Origin of the sequence: Nonomuraea typhae, from assembly GCF_009760925.1 — a bacterium.
GTDB classification, from domain to species: Bacteria; Actinomycetota; Actinomycetes; order Streptosporangiales; family Streptosporangiaceae; genus Nonomuraea; species Nonomuraea typhae.
Genome location: NZ_VRLV01000022.1, coordinates 64,263 through 83,217 on the forward strand (window position 1 = coordinate 64,263; position 18,955 = coordinate 83,217).

Annotated in this window: 19 protein-coding genes and 2 pseudogenes; 17 read left to right on the forward strand and 4 right to left on the reverse strand. The window is 67.3% G+C overall.

Translation table 11 applies throughout. The annotated features are described in order from the left end of the window. Positions 1-119: 119 nt before the first annotated feature. Positions 120-791, reverse strand: a complete 672-nt coding sequence (locus tag FVE25_RS49445) for a TetR/AcrR family transcriptional regulator (protein ID WP_246268694.1) — start codon at positions 789-791, stop codon at positions 120-122. A 147-nt stretch (positions 792-938) separates the two neighbouring features. Between FVE25_RS49445 and FVE25_RS49450 the strand changes: the two genes are divergently transcribed. From FVE25_RS49450 to FVE25_RS49465, 4 genes are all read left to right on the forward strand, one after another. Beyond that, a complete protein-coding gene (locus FVE25_RS49450) occupies positions 939-1,976 on the forward strand; it encodes a LacI family DNA-binding transcriptional regulator (protein WP_157254360.1) in 1,038 nt (345 codons plus the stop codon). Positions 1,977-2,069: 93 nt separating this feature from the next. Continuing rightward, complete coding sequence (locus FVE25_RS49455; RefSeq protein WP_157254361.1) at positions 2,070-2,318, forward strand: hypothetical protein; 249 nt, start codon at positions 2,070-2,072, stop codon at positions 2,316-2,318. 28 nt (positions 2,319-2,346) lie between these two features. Beyond that, complete coding sequence (locus FVE25_RS49460) at positions 2,347-3,162, forward strand: N-acetylmuramoyl-L-alanine amidase (RefSeq protein ID WP_157254362.1); 816 nt, start codon at positions 2,347-2,349, stop codon at positions 3,160-3,162. Next, positions 3,159-4,757, forward strand: coding sequence for a beta-N-acetylhexosaminidase (locus tag FVE25_RS49465; protein ID WP_157254363.1), 1,599 nt, complete (start codon positions 3,159-3,161; stop codon positions 4,755-4,757). Before FVE25_RS49460 ends, FVE25_RS49465 begins: the two co-directional genes overlap by 4 nt. On the opposite strand, the gene FVE25_RS49470 is transcribed toward FVE25_RS49465, so the two are convergent. Together FVE25_RS49470 and FVE25_RS49475 are read right to left on the reverse strand one after the other, a co-directional pair. Then, positions 4,754-4,948 carry a heavy-metal-associated domain-containing protein gene (locus tag FVE25_RS49470; protein ID WP_157254364.1) on the reverse strand — a complete coding sequence of 65 codons (195 nt, stop codon included), beginning with the start codon at positions 4,946-4,948 and terminating at the stop codon, positions 4,754-4,756. The genes FVE25_RS49465 and FVE25_RS49470 overlap by 4 nt on opposite strands. A 53-nt stretch (positions 4,949-5,001) precedes the next feature. Continuing rightward, entirely contained in the window at positions 5,002-6,450 is a 1,449-nt protein-coding gene (locus tag FVE25_RS49475; RefSeq protein WP_157254365.1) for a DHA2 family efflux MFS transporter permease subunit, read from the reverse strand. 112 nt (positions 6,451-6,562) lie between these two features. Here FVE25_RS49475 and FVE25_RS49480 point away from each other — a divergent pair, with 112 nt between their 5' ends. The 10 genes and pseudogenes from FVE25_RS49480 to FVE25_RS55985 form a co-directional block, all read left to right on the forward strand. Then, the gene (locus tag FVE25_RS49480; RefSeq protein ID WP_157254366.1) at positions 6,563-7,273 is read left to right on the forward strand and encodes a TetR/AcrR family transcriptional regulator; all 711 of its coding nucleotides are present in this window, start codon (positions 6,563-6,565) and stop codon (positions 7,271-7,273) included. 70 nt (positions 7,274-7,343) lie between these two features. Continuing rightward, positions 7,344-7,784, forward strand: a complete 441-nt coding sequence (locus FVE25_RS49485) for an anthrone oxygenase family protein (protein ID WP_157254367.1) — start codon at positions 7,344-7,346, stop codon at positions 7,782-7,784. A gap of 571 nt (positions 7,785-8,355) precedes the next feature. Further along, positions 8,356-8,865, forward strand: a complete 510-nt coding sequence (locus FVE25_RS49495) for a DUF6879 family protein (protein WP_157254369.1) — start codon at positions 8,356-8,358, stop codon at positions 8,863-8,865. Between the two features lie 9 nt (positions 8,866-8,874). Then, positions 8,875-9,732 (forward strand): helix-turn-helix domain-containing protein, encoded by an 858-nt coding sequence (locus tag FVE25_RS49500; protein ID WP_157254370.1) that lies wholly within the window; start codon positions 8,875-8,877, stop codon positions 9,730-9,732. A gap of 33 nt (positions 9,733-9,765) precedes the next feature. After that, positions 9,766-10,023: a hypothetical protein gene (locus tag FVE25_RS49505; protein WP_157254371.1), complete on the forward strand. Its 258-nt coding sequence runs from the start codon at positions 9,766-9,768 to the stop codon at positions 10,021-10,023. A gap of 6 nt (positions 10,024-10,029) precedes the next feature. Beyond that, on the forward strand, positions 10,030-10,155 hold the full coding sequence (locus FVE25_RS56695; protein WP_281367985.1) for a hypothetical protein: 126 nt from the start codon (positions 10,030-10,032) through the stop codon (positions 10,153-10,155). Positions 10,156-10,524: 369 nt separating this feature from the next. Beyond that, positions 10,525-10,746 (forward strand): DUF397 domain-containing protein, encoded by a 222-nt coding sequence (locus FVE25_RS49510; RefSeq protein WP_157254372.1) that lies wholly within the window; start codon positions 10,525-10,527, stop codon positions 10,744-10,746. 76 nt (positions 10,747-10,822) lie between these two features. Next, a complete protein-coding gene (locus tag FVE25_RS49515; protein WP_157254373.1) occupies positions 10,823-11,227 on the forward strand; it encodes a hypothetical protein in 405 nt (134 codons plus the stop codon). Positions 11,228-11,446: 219 nt separating this feature from the next. Beyond that, positions 11,447-12,318, forward strand: a pseudogene (locus FVE25_RS49520) (IS5 family transposase); the annotation flags it as partial. A 270-nt stretch (positions 12,319-12,588) separates the two neighbouring features. Next, positions 12,589-13,503, forward strand: a pseudogene (locus FVE25_RS55985) (tyrosine-type recombinase/integrase); the annotation flags it as partial. A 61-nt stretch (positions 13,504-13,564) separates the two neighbouring features. Here the strand turns inward: FVE25_RS55985 and lpdA are convergent. Further along, positions 13,565-14,944: a dihydrolipoyl dehydrogenase gene (gene lpdA, locus FVE25_RS49530; RefSeq protein ID WP_157254374.1), complete on the reverse strand. Its 1,380-nt coding sequence runs from the start codon at positions 14,942-14,944 to the stop codon at positions 13,565-13,567. Positions 14,945-15,013: 69 nt separating this feature from the next. On the opposite strand from lpdA, the gene FVE25_RS49535 reads away from it, so the two are divergent. The 3 genes from FVE25_RS49535 (at position 15,014) to FVE25_RS49545 (ending at position 18,950) form a co-directional block, all read left to right on the forward strand. Then, positions 15,014-15,664, forward strand: coding sequence for a response regulator (locus FVE25_RS49535; protein ID WP_157254375.1), 651 nt, complete (start codon positions 15,014-15,016; stop codon positions 15,662-15,664). A gap of 6 nt (positions 15,665-15,670) precedes the next feature. Beyond that, positions 15,671-16,729, forward strand: a complete 1,059-nt coding sequence (locus tag FVE25_RS49540) for a quinone-dependent dihydroorotate dehydrogenase (RefSeq protein WP_157254376.1) — start codon at positions 15,671-15,673, stop codon at positions 16,727-16,729. A gap of 118 nt (positions 16,730-16,847) precedes the next feature. Beyond that, positions 16,848-18,950, forward strand: coding sequence for a helicase HerA domain-containing protein (locus FVE25_RS49545; RefSeq protein ID WP_157254377.1), 2,103 nt, complete (start codon positions 16,848-16,850; stop codon positions 18,948-18,950). The last annotated feature ends 5 nt before the right edge of the window (positions 18,951-18,955 follow it).

Sequence of the window (18,955 nt, forward strand, 5' to 3'; positions counted from 1 at the left end):
CCGCGCGTCGGGGGACGCACATGGGAGTTGGCGCCGCCCGCCCGGCGCCATCCTTCCCCTCGCCTTCCATCCCTTTCCCGCTAAGCCCGCGTAAGCCCGCTTTAGCCCGTTTAACCGGCTCAGCCGGGAAACTGCTCGTGAGCCAGCCCTTCGAACAGGGCACGGACCTCGGGGTCGTAGGTCGCGGCCACACCGAGCAGCGCGATCATGTGATCCACGAGCATTTTCTCCAGCACGGGGCGCTCGATGTCCCGATGCTCCAGCCAGTCCAGTCCGGCCGTCTCCACGGAGGCGATCCACGACCTGATCGTGGTCCGCAGCACGGGAGACGGCTGCTCCACCCGCATCTGCTGCTGGATGAGCCGGAACAACCGCTGCCGGACCCCGTCGACGATCTCGCCGACCTCGCCCGCCCGGTTGGCCGGTCCCCCGCGCAGCAACGCGGCGAACCCGGCCGCGTGCTCTTCCACGAAGTCGAAATACCGCCGGAGCCCGGCGGTCAGGTTGTCGAGCGGCCTGCCGCCCTCCTGGGGGCGCAGCCGGGACTCCAACTGTTGTGCCGCGCTTTTCAGCGCCGCCACGTAGAGCTCCTGCTTGCCGCCGAAGTAGTGGTACACCAGCGCCCGCGAGGCGCCGGCCGCGCTGGCCACGTCGTCGATCGAGACGTCTTCCGCGTCACGCTTGCTGAACAGTTCCAAGGCGGCGGCCATGAGCTCTTCGCGCCGCCGGTCGACGCTCAGCCTGCGCCGTGCGGGGCGCGCCGCCTCGGCGGAGGACTTCCCGGGTGTCACATCTGCACACTATCCAACCGGGTGCCCAATAGCGGCCGACCGGGGACGGCGTCAATATCCGCCTTTCCCATACAGTAGGCCGTACCCTGCGGCGTACTCGATCGTTTGGTGAGACAGGTGCCCGTATCCGCATCGCGGGGGAGACACATGTCAGGACCGCCCGTCAACACGACCGTCGCCGAGGTAGACACCCTGCCCCGGCCCAGGCCAACCATCCGCAACGTCGCCGAGCGAGCAGGCGTCTCGAAATCGCTCGTCTCACTCGTCCTGCGCGGCTCGCCGCACGTGAGCGAGCATCGGCGGCAAGCGGTGCTCGCGGCGGCACGCGAGCTCGGTTACCGGCCGAACGCCGTGGCGCGCAGCCTCGTCGAAGGCCGTACTCATCTGGTCGGCGCGCTCGTCGCCGACCTGCACAACCCGTTCTACGCCGAGTTCCTGGACGGACTCCAGGAAAGCCTGCACGGCGACGGGTTGCGCATGCTGATCGGCAACAGCCAATGGGACCCCGCCTTCGAGGACGAGGCCATTGAAGCGTTCCTGGAGCTCCGGGTCGACGGCCTGGTGCTCTTAGGCATACCGCCGACCAGCGAAACCCTTGTCGAAGCGACCTCTTACACCCCCACGGTGGTGGTAGGGGAACGTGACATCGAGCTCGACGGCGTCGACATCGTGGTCGACGACGACCAACTCGGCGCCCGGCTGGCCATCGACCACCTGGTGGAGCTGGGCCACAAGCGCATCGCCCACATCGAGGGCAGCCGCTCCTCGCGCTGCGAGGGGTATCTGGTGGCGATGCGACGGCACGCGCTCGCGCCGTACATCATGGTCGAGCACGCGGAGTCCTCCGAGGACAGCGGGCAGGCGGCGGCAACGGCGCTGCTCACCCGCGAACCCCGGCCCACCGCGATCTTCGCGGCCAACGACGTGGTCGCGCTGGGCGTGCTGACGGCTGCCGCACAGCTGGGATTGCGTGTGCCCGAGGATCTGTCGGTGGTCGGCTACGACAACACGCATTTCGCGGCGTCTGGCCTCATCTCGCTCACCTCGGTCGACCAGCCCAGGCGCACGATGGGCCGCTCGGCCGCGGCCCTGCTCAGCGACCGGATCGGCGACCCCGGCAAGGCCGCCAGACTGCGCCAGGTCACCCCGGAACTGATCGTACGGCGGAGCACGGGGCCTGCCTAAAGGCTGTCCAAAGGCTGGACAATCCCTGAGGCGGGGACGGGTCCTCCCGGTTTACTCGTCATCATCATGGCGTCTGATCCGGGGGGAACAGTCATGCGTGATCCAGAACTGGTGTCATGTGCCCAGCGCGCGGCGGCCGAGCTAGAGCGCGCCTGGGCACACTGGCGGGCCGGCAAGGGCAGGGGGAACGAAGTCGGCGCCGAGTCCGTGGCCAGTTACGTCGCCCATTCCCTCGACCACCCGTGGGGCCGTCCGCGGGTGGTTCTGGGGCTGGACGCGGAGGACGCGAGGGAGCTCGCGGCCCTTCTCCAGCGGCAGGAAGTGGGCGAACACGTCTGGTGATACCGGATCGTGACGTACCTTGGAGCGCATGCGTGCTCTTCCTGCCACCGTTCTCGCCCTGCTCGGCCTGACCGCCACCGCCTGTGGCGGCGTCGCCAACAGTGACGCCGTGGGCGGGGGCGCTCAGGCCGGGCAGGCTCAGGCTCCGGCCCAGCAGACCACGACGCCGAAGCGGGCGGCCAAGGCGCTCCAGGGCAAGGTCATCGTCATCGACCCCGGCCACAACGGCGGCAACTTCCGCGATCCCAAGGCCGTCAACCGCAAGGTGAACGTGCTCACCAAGTGGAAGGCGTGCGACACCACCGGCACCGAGACCGCCGACCGCTACACCGAGGCCGCCTTCACCTGGGACGTCTCCAACCGCCTGGCCAAGATCCTCAAGCAGCGCGGCGCCAGCGTGAAGCTGACCAGGGCCGACAACACCAGCGTGGGCCCGTGCATCACCGAGCGCGCGGCGATCGGGAACCAGGCGAAGGCCGACGCGGCGTTGTCGGTGCACGCCGACGGCGCGGCTCCGGGCAACAAGGGCTTCCACGTGATCATGCCGCAGAAGATCAAGGGCCCGGTCGATCCGGTGGTGGGCGATTCCAAGGAGCTCGGGCTGGCGGTGCGCGCGGCGTTCAGGAAGGGCACCGGCCTGCCGTACTCGACCTACATCGGCAAGGACGCCCTCGACTTCCGCAGCGACCTGGGCGGGCTCAACCTCTCGACGGTGCCGAAGGTCTTCATCGAGTGCGGGAACATGAAGAACGCCGGTGAGGCGGCGAAGTTCCGCGACCCGGCCTTCCGCCAGCGCATCGCGGTGGCGCTGGCCGACGGGTTGCAGCAGTATCTCAAAGCATGATTCCTCGCCCTAATCTGCTCAGCCACCTGTCCGGCTCCTACGAGCTGACCGCGGGCGCCGTGGTGTCCGGTCCCGACGATCTCGTCGAGGCGGTACGGCTGGCGCTGCCCGTACTCGACCTGCGGCCGGGTGACTCGGGTGCGATCGAGCTCCGGCTCGACCCCGCGCTGGGGCCCGAGGCGTACAAACTGACGGTCGGCTCGCGCGGCGTGGAGATCAGGGCGGGTGACCGGGCCGGGGCGTTCTACGCCGGGCAGTCGCTGCACCAGTTGCTGCCCGACGAGTCCTACCGCTGGTCGGCGGGGGCTTCGTGGCAGGTGGCCGGGGTGCGGATCGAGGACTCGCCACGCTACGCCTGGCGTGGCCTGCACGTGGACGTGGCGCGGCACTTCTTCCCCAAGCGGGAGCTGCTGCGCGTGGTCGATCTGATGGCCGTGCACAAGCTGAACCGCCTCCACCTGCACCTGGCCGACGACCAGGGCTGGCGGGTGGAGAGCCGGGCGTTCCCGCGCCTGCACGAGGCGGGCTCGCACCGCCCGCGTACGGCGACGCACTTCTTCCACGAGCCGGAGACGTTCGACGACGTGCCGCACGGCGGCTACTACACGCTGGCCGATCTGGCGGAGATCGCCGCGTATGCCAGGGCGCGGGCGGTCACGGTGGTGCCGGAGATCGACGTGCCGGGGCACGCCTCGGCGATCCTGGCCGCCTATCCGGAGTTCGGCGCGACGGGCGAGCCGGTCCAGGTGCTCGACAAGTGGGGCATCTCCCCCGCGATCCTGTCGCCGCTGCCGGCGACGGTCGGCTTCCTGACGACCGTCTTCGACGAGCTGCTGGGCGCGCTGGGGGCCACGCCGTACTTCCATCTCGGTGGCGACGAGGTGGTCCTGGACCAGTGGGCGGCCTCGGACGACATCAGCTCCTACGCCGACGAGCTGGGGCTGGGTTCGGTGGGCGAGCTGCACGCGTGGTTCCTGCGGCGGCTGGCCGACGTGCTGGCCGAGCGCGGCACGCGGGCGGTGGTGTGGGACGAGGCGTTCGTCGCCGGTGACCTGCGCGCGGACACGCTGGTCATGCCGTGGCGGGGCATGCCGGTCGGGCGCAGGGCCGCGGCGGCCGGGCACGACGTCGTGGCCACGCCGATCTTCCCGCTGTACTTCGACTACGCGGAGGCGGCCTCGGCCGAGGAGCCGATGGCGATCGGCGAGGCGGTCACCGTGGCCGACGTGGCGGCGTTCGACCCGGCGCCGTCCTCATGGGAACTGGCCGAGCGCAAGCACGTGCTCGGCCTGCAGGCGCAGTTGTGGAGCGAGCGCATCCCGGACGCCCGCACGCTGGACTACCGGGCCTGGCCGCGTTCGTGCGCGCTGGCCGAGATCGGCTGGGCGGGCGCCGCGGGCCCGGACTTCACCGAACGGCTGGCCGCCCACCTGGGCCGCCTGGACGCGCTGGGGGTGGAGTACCGGCCGCTCGACGGGCCGAAGCCGTGGCAGCGCCGCCGCCCGCACCACCCGGGCGTGGTGCCGGTGGCGGAGGTCATGCGGCACGTGGAGCAGCTGACGCACGACGCCGACAGCACGCGGCCCAGCTTCTAGGCGACGTCGTAGCCGGCTTCCTTGATGGCGGCGCGGACGAGGTTGTCGTCGGCCTGCCCGGTGACCTCGACGCGCCCGGAGGCCAGGTCGACCTCGACCGCGGTGACGCCGGGGACCTCGCCGACCTCCTCTTTCACGGAGGCGACGCAGTGGCCGCAGGTCATGCCGGTGACGGTGTACGTGGTGCTCATGTGGACAAGCGTATGCCCCCGGCCGGTATGCCGGGGGCGTTTGCCGTACACCGTCAGTGCCCGTCGGCGCCTGGGCGGGCGAACTCGGGCAGCAGGAACGAGAGCGCGAAGGTGGCGGCCAGCAGGCCGACCTCCACGAGGATCGTGAGCTGGAGGGCGTCGGAGAAGGCCATCTGGCTCTTCAGCAGGTTGAAGAAGAGCGTTCCGAGTACGGCGGCGCCGAGTGCGCCGCCGAGCTGCTGGACGGCGGTGAGCGTGCCCGAGGCCGAGCCGGACTCGTGCGGTTCGACGCCGGCCAGGACGATGTCGAAGAACGGCGCCATGGTCAGGCCCATGCCGATGCCGACCAGTGCGAGGCCGGGGGCGAGCTGCCAGTAGCCGATCTGCATGCCGTACAGGTGGATGAACAGGGCGAGCACGCCGGCGCCCGCGGCCATGACGACGGCGCCGATCTGGATGAGGCCGCGGCCGAGCTTGGCCTGGAGGCCGGACATCGCGATGCCGAAGCCGATCACGCCGCCGACGGCCTGCGGAAGCCCGGCGAGCCCGGCCTGGAGCGGGTCCCAGCCGAGGCCGGCCTGGGTGAAGAGGTTGAAGACGACGCCGAAGCCGACCATGCCGGAGAAGAACGCCAGCCCGGCGATGAGGCCGGAGGTGAAGGCGCGCTTGCGGAACAGGCTGGGCGTGACCAGCGGGTCCTTGCCCTTGCGGACGCGGGCGGCCTCGTAGCGGCCGAAGACGGCGAAGAAGACGATCGAGGCGGCCATGGAGACGAAGGTCCAGGCGGGCCAGCCGAGTTCCTGGCCCTGGATGACCGGGAAGATCAGCAGGAACGCGGCCACCGAGACCAGGAGCATGCCGACCAGGTCGAGCTTGGTGGCGTTGGACAGGCGGAACTCGGGCAGGAACTTCATCCCGGCGAACGCGGCGGCCAGTCCGATGGGCAGGTTGATCAGGAAGATCATGCGCCAGCCGGTGCCGAAGAGGTCGGCGTCGATGAGCCAGCCGGCCAGCACGGGGCCGCCGACGGATGAGATGGTCATGATGGGACCGAAGGCGGCGAACGCCTTGCCGATCTCGTTCGGGGGGAACATCTCCTTGATCAGGCCAAGTCCCTGCGGGATCATCACGGCGCCGAACAGGCCCTGAAGGACCCGGAAGACGATCAGCATCTCGGGGTTGCCGGAGATTCCGCAGAGCAACGAGGCGGCGGTGAAGCCGAAGGCGCCGATCACGAACATGCGCTTGCGGCCGTAGAGGTCGCCGAGGCGGCCTCCGGTGATCAGGCCGACGGCCATGGCCAGCGCGTAGCCGGCGGTCAGCCACTGGATCAGCGAGTTGTCGCCGCCCAGCTCCCGCTGGATGGTCGGGGCGGCGATCGTGGTGATCAACGCGTCGAGCAGGTCCATCACCTCGGCGGCGAGGATGACGAAGAGGGCGACCCAGCGCCATCTGTACGGCTGGGCCTCGGGGATGGCCGCCGCGGTGGCGGAGACGGTCATGGGGACTCCTTAGGAACATCGTTCTATTGACGAACACCGTTCGTGTACGAACACTGTTTTAATGACGAACGGCGTTCGTGTCAAGTACAGTGTTCCGAGAAGGAGGCCAGAGATGACGACCGTCCCCACCCCGCCCTGGCGCAAGTCGCCGCGACCGATGAAGCCCCAGCTCAGCCAGGCACTGATCGTGGAAACCGGGCTGCGCATCCTCGACGCGGAAGGGCTCGACGCGCTGAGCATGCGCAGGGTCGCCCAGGAACTGGAGACCGGTCCCGCCTCGCTCTACGCGCACGTGTCGAACAAGGAAGAGCTGCTGGACCTGATCTACGACGTGATCCTCGGCGAGATCCGGCTGCCGGAGCCGGACCCGGCCGACTGGCGGCGGCAACTGCGCGCCTACGCGCTGGAGGCGCACCGGGTGCTGACCAAGCACAACGACATCTCCAAGACCGCCCTGGTCAGCATCCCCACCGGGCCGAACGCGCTGCGCGTGGGCGAGTACATGATGCGCCTGCTGGTCTCCGCCGGCATGTCGCCGCTGGACGCCTCCTTCGTCGTCGACCGGCTGTCGCTGTACATCGCCGGGGACGCCTTCGAGGGCTCGCAGCACTTCGCCAGGATGCGCACCCAGGGCGTGGACGACCCGAAGACGTACATCGAGGGATTCGTCGGGCAGATCAGGGACTACTACCAGTCGCTGCCGCCCGAGCAGTTCCCCACGCTCACCGCCTACGTCGCCGAACTGACCGACCCCGACGGGCAGGCCCGGTTCGAGTTCGGCCTGGACCTGATGCTGGAAGGCATGGCCGCCCGCATGAAGTGAGACGGACTCTTATGGGATAGAGCGTTCAGACCATGGACCGTCTCAGCGCACGTGGGCCACGATAAGCCACATGGAACTCACCATCGCGCTCATCGCCCTCACGCTCACCGGTCTCACCGCAGGTCTGTTCTACGCCTTCTCGATGTCCGTCATGTGGGGCCTCAACGCCATCGACCCCGCGCAGGCCGGGGCGGCCATGGTCAGCATCAACCGGAAGATCCTCAACCCGTGGCTCTTCATCACCTTCATGGGCTCACCCGTGGCCGCCCTGATCGCCGGCATCGTCGCCGGGTCACCCGCCGCCCTGTGGTTCTACCTGGCCGCGGGCGTCAACTTCGCCGGCTCGTTCCTGGTGACGGTCGCGATCAACGTGCCCATGAACAACGCCCTCGACCAGGGGAAGATGTCGTTCGCCGAGTACTCGCCGCGCTGGACCGCCTTCAACACCCTGCGCACCATCGCGTGCGTCGCCTCCACGGTCCTGGTCGGCATCGGCATCGCCTATCTGTAGCGCCATGACCAGCCTTCTCCGGCCCTTAACCCCAGATCACCGATCTGGGGTTATCTCTTCCGAGAAGGGGGCTCACATGTTGATCATGTATGGGCTCTTGGAGATAGCACAAGGGTCTGATCAGGTCAAACAATCAAGGAAGCCCCAGCTCACGGCTTAGATCCGTGAGTCTGGGGCTTCTTGTTGGTTGCCGTTGTTCACGGTCATTCGTCGGCAGTGTGCTGACCTTGTGCTGACCCGTGATGATGGCCGAACCGCTAGAGGGGTTGACGAACTGCTGATCGCAGGGGACGGTCACGTGGTAGCTCGAACATCACCAGGAGGCGCAATCTCATGCAATCGACTGGCGACAACGTGATCGTTAGCTTCTACTGCAAGGACCCGCACTCGACCGGCACCGCCGACTGCCCGACGTTCTACCGCACAGACCGCGCCTCCTGGATAGTTCAGGGCGACAGGCAGGGCAAGCACATCGAGGCGCAACTAACGGGGCTGAAGCCCACCGAGACGTTCGTGGAGATCCCCGACCGGCTGGTGGATCGGCTCGTCCTCACGTACGTAAAGGAGCACTATGGAGTCGATCTCTCCGGAACGGCGCGGCGAACTGCTCAGCAAGTCGCGTCACTACCTCAAGCTTGAGCTGCGCGACGACTACCAGATAGACCACGACCTGCTGAACACATGGCGACGGGACCCCGCCGAAGTGCTGGCGGGTCCCGCGCTCGTCTGGCGGGATCAGGTAGTCCAAGACCATGCTGCTGGGCAAAGCTGGCGGCGGCTGCGTGTGGTGTCTGAACCGCTTTCGGAGTACCACAGATTCGCCTACATCTTCGCTGGGCCGGGAGTCGCTGCGGGGGAGCAAATGCGTTACCTTCCGCGCCGACTGGTCTCGGCTGTTCCTCTGCCCGGCAACGACTGCTTCGTGCTGGACGGCCAGTTGGCCATGTTCAATGTGCTCGACGGCAACAACAACCGTGTAGATGTTCAGCTAACGGACAACCCCGACGTGGTGAAGTTCTGCCGCGACTCATTCGAGGCGGCCTGGATGATGGCGACGCCTTACCCTCAATATCAGGTCTAGAACTGCACTATGACCGAGCAAGCAGATGTCGCAAAGAAAGCGTTTGGCGCCAGACTCCGCAATATTCGTCGTGACGCTGGAATGAACGCAAAACAGTTGGCGGAAAGACTGGGTTGCCATCCCGCGAAGATCAGCCGTATCGAGTTGGGGCAGTCCAACGCATCTGAGGACGACATCCGGGAATGGGCCATCGCCTGCGGGGTGGCGCGACTCCTTCCCGAACTGATCGCGACTCGCCGCGAGATCGCGCTCATGTGGGAGGAGCACCGCCAGGCCATGCGGGCCGGGCAGCCATACATCCAGGCGCAGGGGACCGCCCTGTATGAGCGGACAAAACTGTTGAAGGTCTATGAATCCGGGGTTGTTCCGGGCATCCTGCAAACGCGCGGCTACGTCTATGGCGTCATGGAAGCCAATGCGCACCTATATGGACTACCCACAGATGATCTGACAGAAGCAACAGATGCCAGACTTTCGCGCCAACATCTAGTCACTGACGGCCACAATAGGTACGCGTTTGTTCTGGAAGTCGGGGCACTCAATGCTTCCATGGGTGACACCGAGGCAATGCACGAGCAGTTCGACTTTCTCATTCGGGTTAGTAGGCTGCCCAACGTCTCACTCGGCATCATTCCCTCGGCAAGGCGGAGGATTCTGTATCCGGGGGAATGTTTCTACATTTTCGATGATCAGCTCGTCCGTGACGATCTCTGGACGGGGCGAATCCGGACCAATAGGCCGGATGAGATCGCTGTGTATCTGAAAGCGTTCGAGATGCTCCGCTCGATGGCCGTGTACGGAGATCCAGCCCGAGCCCTGGTCGAAGAGGCTCGGAGACGCTTGCCGCAATCAGGCGCAATTTCGTAGACCCGAGAGGGCGTCACCCTTCAGAGTCGATGCATGGCCCTCGCACACACAGCACACCGCCGGTACGCGAAGCCCCTTGCCTGCTATGACGGGCCTCCCGCGCAGCGCCAGATCGAGACCGTCATCGACGGCTTCACGGTGAAGCGGGAGGAGTCGGGGTTGCGGGCGGTTCATGACCGCAGCGGCTACGACGTGTTCGTGCCGGCCGAGGACCTGCCAGAGCTGAAACGGCGTGCCACCGAGCTGGGGGGCGCTCATGGAGCGGATCTACGCGCGGCGGGTGCACTTTAGCGGCCTGTGCTGGTTGTGCAGGGGCGGGGCGGCGGCCTCATGAGGCTGGAGATCTGCTGGAAGCGGCACTTCCAGGACACCGAATACGGGATGGTCGGGGAGATCAAGGCGTTCTCCGTCGTTGAGCACTAGCGCGAGTTCAGCCTTTATCCCCGCCTGCCGGATCATCAGGGTGTTCCCCTGCTGTCGGAGAGCTTCGACTCCATTGAGGAGGCGAAGGCCCGCGCCGAGGTGCTGCTGGGAGAGTTCCTGGCAGCGTTCCTGGCCGGGGCGACGGCCCGGCGCAAGGCGTCCTAAAAGTTCACGGCTGGCGGGACGTCCCCCATTGCGTTCAGCCGTGGGCATGGCCTGGCCCGTTCCGGGTTGTTGGGGAGCCCGGAGACACGGTCCCGCGAAGGAACACACCCGTGTCAGGGCTGGCCGTGCGGTGGTCCCGCTGGTGCCGCAACGGCGGGGCCGCCACGAACCCCATCCACCACACCGCTAGGAGGTCTGTTCAGCATGTCTGTGGACTTGTACGCCAGAGAGCTGGGTCCGTTGGCTTTCCGCCGCCTGTGCGGCGGCAGCAACAACGAGGACGGAGAAGGCGAGTCGTGCGTCATGATCGCCCCGCTTGCGGGCGTGGCTGATGCGTTCGCCCTGCGTGACTCCAAGAACCCGGATGCCGGGACGCTCCGCTTCACCGGTGCCGAGCTTCGCGCGGCCGGACTGAAGACCATCTAGAACGCCGTCCGGGGCGGTCCCCGCCCGCCTGAATCAGGCAGGGGCCGTCCCGTCCTTCGACTGTACGGGGGAATCGTTGGAACTGCTGCTGCACTGGCACGCCTACACCTGGAACGGCAATGGTGCGGATCTGGCCCGTGAAGACGAACGCCGCCCGACTTCGCCGGACTTCTTTAGTTCGTTGTTGCCGCCCATGCGGACTGGGGAGTGGCTGGCCAAACCCGCATCGCGGATCGCCGAGACGTTCGAGGACGTGGACAAGGCCATTGAGTGGATGCGAACCCAGTACGCGCCCGCATCAGCCCACGACCCGATCTCCATGTCTCACCACCAGCGCGAGGCATACGGCCTGTTGCCGGGCGGGGTGGATGTGCAGTGGGGCTGCTGGCTGCCCGGAGGGCGCTTCCTCACGGTCGGGATGATCTGTTGCCCGAACCGGCACGTGAACCATCCGTGCCCCAAGCGCGGTGACGGCCGGTAGCGGCCGGCAAACCGCCCGCTGATCATCAGCCCTGGTCACAGGTCTCGAAGGAGTCGCCCGATGCCGCGTAGACACCTGTACTTCCTGGCCCCGTTCCTGTTGCTGGCGCTGGCCGGTGGCTGGGCTCTGGCCCTACTGGACTTCTGAGAGACCAGCCCGGCCTAGGAGCTGTTTCTTGGTTCTTGTGACAATTCGTGATGGTCTTGCCCCGCTGAATCTATGGGGCGTGGAGATCTGACGAATGCCGAGTGGGAGCGGCTGGTAGCGCTGCTGCCTGAAGGTGGCAGGCGTGGTGGCCGGTGGAACGATCACCGGATGGTGATCAATGGTGTGCTTTACCGGGCGCGGACGGGATTGCCGTGGCGGGACCTGCCCGAGCGGTTCGGTTCGTGGATCACCATCTACAAGCGGCATCGCCGCTGATCCGCCGACGGCACCTGGCAGCGGCTGCTCACCGCGGTGCAAGCCGCCCAGGACGCCGAGGGGCGCCTGGACTGGAACATCGCAGTGGACTCCACCACGGTCCGCGCTCACCAGCACGCCGCCGGAGCGCCTCACACCGCGCCGGCGCCCGTGCGGCAAAAGGGGGACGCGCCGGGGACAAAGCAGGGCGATCCGGTACTGGCCGCGCTGGCCGCCCAACTGGAGGCGGTGGTCAAGCTGGCGAATGCCCAGGCCGCTCCCGCGGCGGCTTCACCACCAAGATTCACCTGGCCGCCGACGGACGCTGCCGCGTGCTGGGTCTGCTGATCACCGCGGGGCAGCGCGGTGACAGCCCGCAACTGCCAGCCGTGCTGGCCCGCATCCGCGTTCCCCGGCGCGGACCGGGACGCCCCCGCACCCGGCCCGAACACCTGAGCGCCGACAAGGCCTACAGCTCCCGCGCCAACCGCCGGCTGCTACGCCGCCGCAAGATCCGGCACACCATCCCCGAACCCCGCGACCAGCGCGCCAACCGCCGCAACCGCGGCTCCGCCGGAGGCCGGCCCACCAGCTTCGACACCGAGCGCTACAAACAGCGCAATGTCGTCGAACGCGCGATCAACCGGCTGAAGAACTTCCGCGCCGCGGCCACTCGATACGACAAGAAATGCGAGTGCGCCGAGACCAAGACCGGGCGCAGACTCAACCTCCGCAAGTCCGACGACCGTAAGGCCGCTGAAAGGGTATGGGCCAAGTGCGCCCACTCCTGGACGGTCCGCTACCGGCTCGGCGGGCGCACCTCCAAGCAGCAAGAGCAGTCCTACCCACACGAGATGAAGCGCGACGCCGAAGCGTTCATCCTGGAGATCAAGTCCGACAAGGTGTCCGGCCTGCGCCGCACCATCGACCCCAAGGCCGGTGCGATCACGTTCGAGTCCTTCGCGGAGAAGTGGCTCGCTGGGCGGGTCAGCCTCGCCCCCAAGAGCATCGAGGTATACCGCTCGTGCCTCAAGAACCTGATCAACCCAACCATCGGACATATGCGGCTCAACGCCGTCACCCGCCAGACCATCAAGAACCTGATCTCGGCCCTGAGCAAGGGGGGCTACGCGCCGAACTCCGTGAATGGCGCGTACCGCGTGATCGCGGAAATCCTCAGCGAGGCGGCGAAAGACAAGCTCATTCCCGAATCGCCTTGCGTGGACATTGAGCTACCCAACCCCGCACAGCACCAGGACTTCTACGTCCCGTCATGGGGACAGATCAAGTCACTCGCCGACTCGATGCCCGCCCAATGGCGGGCAACGGTGTGGCTCATGGCTGGATGCGGTCTGCGCGTCTCCGAAGCGTTCGCCGTGGGGACCGGATGCGAGATGTTCGGTGGTAAGCGTCTGCGCATCCACGAGCAGATCACCCGTAAGCGCGTACCCGGCCCTCTCAAGCATCGGGAGGAGGGCGACTACCGCGACATGCCGTTGCCGCCCTTCGTGGCCGAAGCAATCGCCACGCACATCGACGACCATGGGACGACTGACGGGTACCTCTTCACGGGGCGCGTGGAAGGCTTCGTGAAGTACGAGTCCTACCGCACGGCCTTCGTGGCCGCCGTCAAGAAGGCGGGTCTCCCCGAAGACTTCACGCCTCACGGGCTCCGCCACGCCTACGCCTCGATGCAACTCGCTCAGGGCATCCCCATCACGGACGTGTCCCGATGGCTGGGACACCAGGACATGGGGATCACCTTCCGCACGTACGGCCACCTCGTGGACGAGGCATGGGATACGGCGGTCAGCCTCATGCAGACCGCCTACCAGACAGGCATCTCCACCAACGTGGCCGCCGCAGCGTGCTGACGTTGTGCTGACATTTACAGACCGGAAATGCCTGTCTAGCAGGCACTTTTGCCCACCAAGCTCACATGTTGATCATGTGGCCGGCCAGGCCGTGGATGGCCTCCTTGACCGCCTCGCCGAGCGTGGGGTGGGCGTGGATGTTGCGGCCCACCTCGTGGACGGTGAGATCCCACTGCTGGGCCAGCGTCAGCTCGGGCAGCAGCTCGGTCACCTCGGGCCCGATCAGGTGGGCGCCGATGATCTCGCCGTACGTGTCGTCCGCGATGATCTTGACGAAGCCGTTGGCGTCGCCCAGGCCGTGGGCCTTGCCGTTCGCGGTGAACGGGAACTTCTGCACCTTGACGTCGTACCCCAGGTCGCGGGCCTGCGTCTCGGTGTAGCCGAAGCTGGCCACCTGCGGCTGGCAGTACGTCGCCCGCGGCACCATCGCGAAGTCGATCTCCATCGTCTCGACGCCGGCGATCGTCTCGGCCGCGACGACGGCCATGGCCTCCGCGGCGTGGGCCAGCATGAGCTTGGCCGTCACGTCGCCGATCGCGAAGATGTGCGGGACGCTGGTACGGCCGCGCCCGTCCACCTCGATGGCGCCGCGGTCGTTGAGCGCGACCCCGGTCTTCTCCAGCCCGTAGCCCTCGACCCTCGGCTTGAAGCCGATCGCCTGAAGGACCTTGTCGGCCTCCAGCACCTGCGTCTGCTGGTCGCGGGTAACCGTGACCTTGACCGAGGCGCCGGTGTCCTCGATGTTCTCCACGCGGGTCGAGGTGAGCACCTCGATGCCGAGCCGCTTGTAGCGCTTGGCCAGCTCCGCCGAGACCTCTTCGTCCTCCGTCGGCACGACCCGGTCGAGGAACTCCACGATCGTCACCTTGACGCCGTAGTTGTGCAGCACGTAGGCGAACTCGACGCCGATGGCGCCCGCGCCGGCGATGATGATGCTGCCCGGCAGGTCCTCGCTGAGGATCTGCTCCTCGTAGGTCACGACCCGCTCCGACAACGAGGTGCCGGGGATCAGCCGCGTCGTGGCGCCGGCCGCGATGATGCAGGTGGCGAACGTGATCGTCTCGCCGTTCACCTGGATGCTGTTGGCGTCCAGGAACTGGCCCCGGCCGTTGTACTCCGTGATGCCGTTCTTCTTCATCAGGAAGTGCACGCCCTTGACCCGGCCGTCGGCGACCTTCCGGCTGCGCTGGAAGGCGGCGCCGTAGTCGAAGGAGACCTCGCCGCTGATGCCGAAGGTCTTGGCCTCCTTCGTGAAGATGTGGGCCAGCTCCGCGTTGCGCAGCAGCGCCTTGGACGGGATACAGCCCACGTTCAGGCAGACGCCACCCCAGTACTTCTCCTCGATGACCGCAGCCTTGAGGCCAAGCTGGGCGGCGCGGACCGCAGCCGTGTATCCCCCGGGACCCGCGCCGAGAACGACGACGTCATAGTGAGTGCTCATGAGTCGGACGATACCGTTCGCCACGGTCCGCCTTTACGGCAGTGCGGACACCTCCGCCAAGATAGAAGCGTGATTCGCATCCTCCTCGCCGACGACGAGGCCATGATCAGGGCCGGCGTGCGCGCCATCCTCGGCGCCGACCCGGAGCTCGAGGTGATCGCCGAGGCCGGTGACGGCAGGGAGGCCGTCGATCTGGCCATCAGCCACCACCCCGACGTGGTCCTGCTCGACATCCGCATGCCCAAGCTGGACGGCCTGGCCGCGGCGGCCGAGATCCGCAAGGCCGCGCCCGGCAGCGCCGTGGTCATGCTCACGACGTTCGGCGAGGACGACTACATCGCCAAGGCGCTGGACGTAGGGGCCAGCGGCTTCCTGCTGAAGTCCGGCGACCCCCGCGAGCTGCTGGCCGGCATCCACGCCGTCGCCGGCGGCGCCGCCTACCTGTCGCCCAAGGTCGCCCAGCGCGTCATCACCCAGCTCGCCGGCGGCCAGATGTCGCGCGCCGCCGCCGCCCGCGACCGCGTCGGGGCCCTGACCGAGCGCGAGCGGGAAGTCCTCGCCCTGGTCGGCGCCGGGCTGTCCAACGCCGAGATCGCCGGCAGGCTCTACATCGTCGAGGGCACGGTGAAGGCGTATGTGAGCACCATCCTGACTCGCCTCGGGGTACGCAACCGGGTGCAGGCCGCGATCATCGCCTACGAAGCCGGGTTGGTAGCCTGACCTGTGATGTACCGTCTCCTTTTCCTGCTGGTCCTGCGCCGTTTCGACGCCGAGACCGTGCACCACGCCACTGTCCGCGCGCTGGCCGTGCTGGCGGCCCTGCCGTACCTGAAGCGGCTGCTGCACCGCCGGTTCGCGCCCCGCGACCCCGCGCTGCGGGTCAGCGCCTTCGGCGTGCACTTCCCCGGGCCGTTCGGCCTGGCGGCGGGCTTCGACAAGGACGCCGCCTGCGCCGAGGCGATCTCGGCGCTCGGCTTCGGCCATGTCGAGGTCGGCACCATCACCGCCCACGCCCAGCCCGGCAATCCCCGGCCCCGGCTGTTCCGGCTGGTGAAGGAGGGGGCGGTCATCAACCGGATGGGGTTCAACAACCGCGGCGCGGGCGTGGCCGCCAAGCGGCTGCGGCGCACCCGCGGGGTTCCGGTGGTCGTCGGCGTGAACATCGGCAAGACCAAGGTGGTCCCCGAGGCGGAGGCCGCCGCCGACTACGTGGCCAGCGCCCGGCAGCTCGCGCCGCTGGCCGACTACCTGGTGGTCAACGTCAGCTCGCCCAACACCCCCGGCCTGCGCAACCTGCAGGCGGTGGAGTTGCTCCGGCCCCTGCTGGCGGCGGTGAAGGACGTGGCCGACGGGACGCCCCGCCGTACCCCGCTGCTGGTGAAGATCGCCCCCGACCTCGCCGACGACGACGTGGACGCGGTGGCCGACCTCGCCCTGGAGCTGGGACTGGACGGCATCATCGCGACGAACACCACGATCAGGCACGACGGCGAGCAGGGCGGGCTGTCCGGGCGGCCGCTGAAGTCCCGCTCGCTGGAGGTGCTGCGCCGCCTGCGCGCCCGGGTCGGCGACCGTCTCACGCTGGTCTCGGTCGGCGGCGTCGAGGGCGTCGACGACGTCTGGGAGCGCCTGCTGGCCGGTGCCACGCTGGTCCAGGGGTACACCGGGTGGATCTACCAGGGCCCGTTCTGGGCCGCGCGCATCCACCGCCAGCTCGCCCGCCGCCTGCGCCGCCACGGCATGAAGTCCATCACCGAGGCGATCGGCAAAACAGCCGAGCACTAAATGAAGAACAGTTGTTCGCAGCAAATCGGACAAATAGGCGGCGTATTTAAAACGAAAGCAAGATCCTGCATTATGGGGGTCCTGACCCGTTGGCACTACTTGCCAAGGAGGACGCCCCATGCCCGACCTCATCCCCAATGTCGGATCAGGGACCCTTCTCGAAAGGGTCCTTCTTGCCGATGACCGGGCGATCAGGGTCGGGGCCGTCCATCGGCTGGACTACGACCGTGCCGTCGTCATCACCCACGATCGATGGAAAGCCGAGGTCGGCGGCATTCCGCAATACGCGTTCCTCCTCGCGACCGCGCGTGAGGTGGGCAACGGCGGCGGGGACGACGACGAGGTCCTGCTGTTGCGCGTCGAGGGCACCGCGCCGCTCTCGCTCGAACGCGACCAGCTCGCCGTAAGAGAGGAAGCCCTCCGGGACGCCCTCTCGAAGAAGAACGACCCGTCACCGTCCATCGTTCTGGATATGGACCTGGACCCCTTCACCAAGAACAGAATGTCCTTTACCGGGCTGGACTGCCGGATCATTGGCACTTTCTATGAAGACATCCGGGACGGGCACCAGGTGCTTGATTTCGGACATGACGTGGATAACTTCTATGCGACCGCAACCTATCGCGTCTTCAAGCCGATCGGGGACGGACTCAGCGCCCTCACCTCGTTCATCAAGCCCACCGACGACTTCGTCCAGATGGTGCGTATAGGCACGGTGCGCTATTCGTCCACCCGGCGGCGGGCGATCCTCGCCAAGCAGTCGTCTGTGCCGGTGAAGGTGAACATCCAGGACTTCATCGGCACCAAGACCGGTATGTTCGGGATGACCCGCATGGGCAAGTCCAACACGATGAAGACGATCGCGGCCCGGGTCTTCGCCGTCTCGGAACAGCGTCGGCTCGGCGGCGAGCCGCCCATCGGGCAGCTGATCTTCGACCCGCAGGGCGAATACGCCAACCCGAACACCCAGGACGGCACCCACCTGGCCGCGATCGGCGTCGAACACGTCGTCATCTACAAGTTCGGCGCCGACGGCAGCAGGCGCAACGTCCGCCCGCTGGGCTTCAACTTCTTCGACCCCGAGCAGATCCAGCCGGTGAAGGACATCATCTCCGCCGAACTGGCCGACGCCTCCGCCGACTACGTGAAGGGCTTCGTCCTGGCGGACTTCGGCGGCGCCCCGGTCGTCGGTGAGACACCGGAGGACGCGGCGAGGCGGCAGGCCAGGGCGGAGCGCGGACGCCTGCTGCTCTACGGCGCTCTGGCCAAGGCTGATTTCTCCGTCCCCACGCACATCCCCGAGGAGAGCGGGCGCCTGCGCGAATGGCGGGCGATGGTGACCATGAGGGCGGCCCTGGCCGACGAGCTGGAACGCGCCCTGGGAGAGGGGCACATCCGGCGCTACCCCGGCAACCGCGTCATCGGCGTCGAGAGAAACTCGCTCATCAGGGTCATCGACTGGATCATCGAGCGCGACGAGGCCGGCGACCTCACCGGGGAGGCGCTGCGGGGCCTGCAGTCGTTCGTCTCCGGCGACCCGTGGCGCTCGGCCCTCCCGATCTACACGCAGCTCTCCCAGAACCGCAGGGTGTCGGGCTTCGCCAAGCTCAAGCCGGCCAGGACCTACCACTCGCCGGCGGCCCGCGTCGACTACCGCAACGAGATCTACGGGGAGCTCCTGCGCGGGCGCATCGTGATCGTCGATCTCCACCTCGGCTCGGAAGGCGCCACCAGACGGCTTTCGGAACGGCTGGCCGAATACCTGATGTACCGGCAGACCGCCGTCTTCACCTCGGGCTCCGAGCCGCCCGACATCCAGATCGCGATCGAGGAGGCGCACAACCTCTTCTCCACCGAGAAGTACCGCGACGAGCTCGATGTGTGGGTCCGGATGGCCAAGCAGGCCAGCAAGCTCAACATCGGCATGCTCTACGCCACCCAGGAGGTCACCGGCGTCGACCACCAGGTGCTGGCGAACACCAAGAACTGGGTCGTCGCCCACCTGAACAACGCGAAGGAGGTCACCGAACTCGGCCGCTACTACGACTTCAAGGCGTTCAACGACGCGATCATCAGCCACGAGGACAGGGGTTACGTGCGGCTTAAGACCATGTCCTCGCCGTTCATCGTGCCCGTCCAGATCGACCGGTACGGCAGGGCCCTGGTCGACGAGGCCCGGCAGGCGGCCGGTCTGCTGGCGCTCGACCTGGTCCAGGAGTGAGGGAC